The sequence below is a fragment of the Rhizocola hellebori genome (assembly GCF_016862955.1).
Taxonomy (GTDB): domain Bacteria; phylum Actinomycetota; class Actinomycetes; order Mycobacteriales; family Micromonosporaceae; genus Rhizocola; species Rhizocola hellebori.
In genome coordinates, this window is the sequence record NZ_BONY01000182.1 from 1 (window position 1) to 1,833 (window position 1,833).

Here is a 1,833-nt window from a genome sequence, read left to right on the forward strand (position 1 = left end):
CGCCAGAATTACAGCTCCTTTACCACCGCCGGCCGTCCGCGTCGGGCGCACACGGCCGACAGTGGATTCCTATCTGGTGGTGGTTTGCGCCACCACTTTGGCCTGGGCTGCCTCGCGTCTCACGTAGACAATCGACGTCACGGTCACGGCGAGGCTCATCGTCAGGGCTAGCGTGTGCAGGATCGGGTCCGGGATGGGAACGAAGGCGAGGACGCCGGCGGGCACCTGGATGCCGGCGATCAGCCCGATGAGCCACAGGGACCGCTTGCCCCGCTTCCATTGGAAGGCCGTCCACACCGGCGAGGTGACCACGGCGAGGGTGAGCAGGTCGAGCGCGGCGTGTAGGTAGGGATTGGTCACCCGATCGTGGGCGTAGGCGTATGCCGGTGCCGAAACAGCAAGCAGGCCAATGGTTGTGCCGAGGATGACGGCGACTCGACGCATGGCTTCCTCCTAGGGACAGATGGGGCATTCCTCCCTTTGAAAAGCCTACGGCCTCATGGTTTGCGCCCGATACCCCCTCACACGTGAGTGAGCAGGCCTGAACGCTTACAGCTCATACGCGAGAGCGTGAAGCGGTTGGTAGAGGCCTACTTGCGCGCCGCCGGGCAGCTTGATGGCGGTGGCCAGCCCCCAGTCCTCTTTGGACACTGGGCGCAGCGTCTCGACGCCGGCGGCGGTCAGCTCGGCCAGGGTTGCGTCGATGTCGTCGCACAGGAAGTACATCGCGACGCCATCGGCGCCCTGGCCCGGGTGGACTCCCGCCTCGGCCGGTGGGAGCTTGAAAATCAGCCAGTCGTGCCCGGTGTCCACATAGGGATAGCCGAGCACGTCGCGCAGGAAGGCCCGATCGGCCGCCGGGTTCTCACTGAAGAGAATCATGTGCACCGCATTAATCATGATGCCCAGCCTATAGATTCTGGTCGGCGATTTCCTTCGCTCGGTCGCGTGCCGCCTCCAGCGCTGACAGCAGCGCGGCGCGCACGCCGTGGTTCTCCAGCTCACGGATGGCCGAAATCGTTGTCCCCGCAGGGGAAGTGACCGCCTCGCGCAGCTTGACCGGATGCTCACCCGAGTCGCGAAGCATGATGGCCGAGCCGATCGCCGTCTGCACGATCAGGTCATGGGCCACCTGTCGGGGCAGCCCGAGCAGGATGCCCGCGTCGGTCATCGCCTCGACGAGGAAGTAGAAGTAGGCCGGACCCGATCCGGAGAGCGCCGTGACCGCGTCCTGCTGCGATTCTGGTACCCGGATGGTGCGGCCCAAAGGCGAGAAGAGCTCCTCGGCGAGGGCAAGGTGGGCAGCGGTCGCGTGCGGGCCGGCCGAGATCGCGGTCATGGCCTCATCGACCAGAGCCGGAGTGTTGGTCATGACCCGGACGATCGGAGTGCCCTCAGCGAGCCACTTGGTGAAAAAGCTAGTCGGCAACCCCGCACACAGCGAGATGAGCAGCTTCTCCCGCGGAATGTGCTGCCCGAGATCGGCCATCAGCGCCGCAGCGTCCTGAGGTTTCACAGCGATCGCGAGCACCTCGGCCTCCGCGCAAGCCTCCTCATTGGAGAGCACCCGAATCCCATACCGCTCCCGCAACAGCTCCGCCCGCTCCCCGCGCCGCGCAGTAGCCACCAGCCGATCCGGCTGCCACCCAGCCTTAAGCAGACCCGAGAGAAGAACCTCCCCGATCTTCCCGGCCCCAATCACCGCGATCGTGTGCATGGCTGTAACTCTATGCTCGCGCTAGAACGACAAAGCGGGCGGCATAGCGCCGCGCTGCAACATGGCGCGTGCGAAGCAACGCGCGGGCAGCGCCGCTCGAGAGCCGGTGTCTTCCC

Annotated in this window: 3 protein-coding genes; all 3 read right to left on the minus strand. The window is 65.7% G+C overall.

Annotated features, from left to right (window positions below; genetic code table 11):
- Positions 1-69: 69 nt before the first annotated feature.
- Positions 70-444: a hypothetical protein gene (locus Rhe02_RS49365; protein WP_203915540.1), complete on the minus strand. Its 375-nt coding sequence runs from the start codon at positions 442-444 to the stop codon at positions 70-72.
- A gap of 105 nt (positions 445-549) precedes the next feature.
- Positions 550-900, minus strand: coding sequence for a VOC family protein (locus Rhe02_RS49370; protein WP_203915541.1), 351 nt, complete (start codon positions 898-900; stop codon positions 550-552).
- Positions 901-910: 10 nt separating this feature from the next.
- Complete coding sequence (gene proC / locus Rhe02_RS49375) at positions 911-1,717, minus strand: pyrroline-5-carboxylate reductase (RefSeq protein WP_203915542.1); 807 nt, start codon at positions 1,715-1,717, stop codon at positions 911-913.
- Positions 1,718-1,833: the final 116 nt, after the last annotated feature.

What these genes read in the sequence shown, in the direction of transcription:
- Rhe02_RS49370 (WP_203915541.1), bottom strand. Translation starts at nt 900, where the DNA reads ATGATTAATGCGGTGCACATGATTCTCTTCAGTGAGAACCCGGCGGCC.
- Rhe02_RS49365 (WP_203915540.1), bottom strand. Translation starts at nt 444, where the DNA reads ATGCGTCGAGTCGCCGTCATCCTCGGCACAACCATTGGCCTGCTTGCT.
- proC (WP_203915542.1), bottom strand. Translation starts at nt 1,717, where the DNA reads ATGCACACGATCGCGGTGATTGGGGCCGGGAAGATCGGGGAGGTTCTT.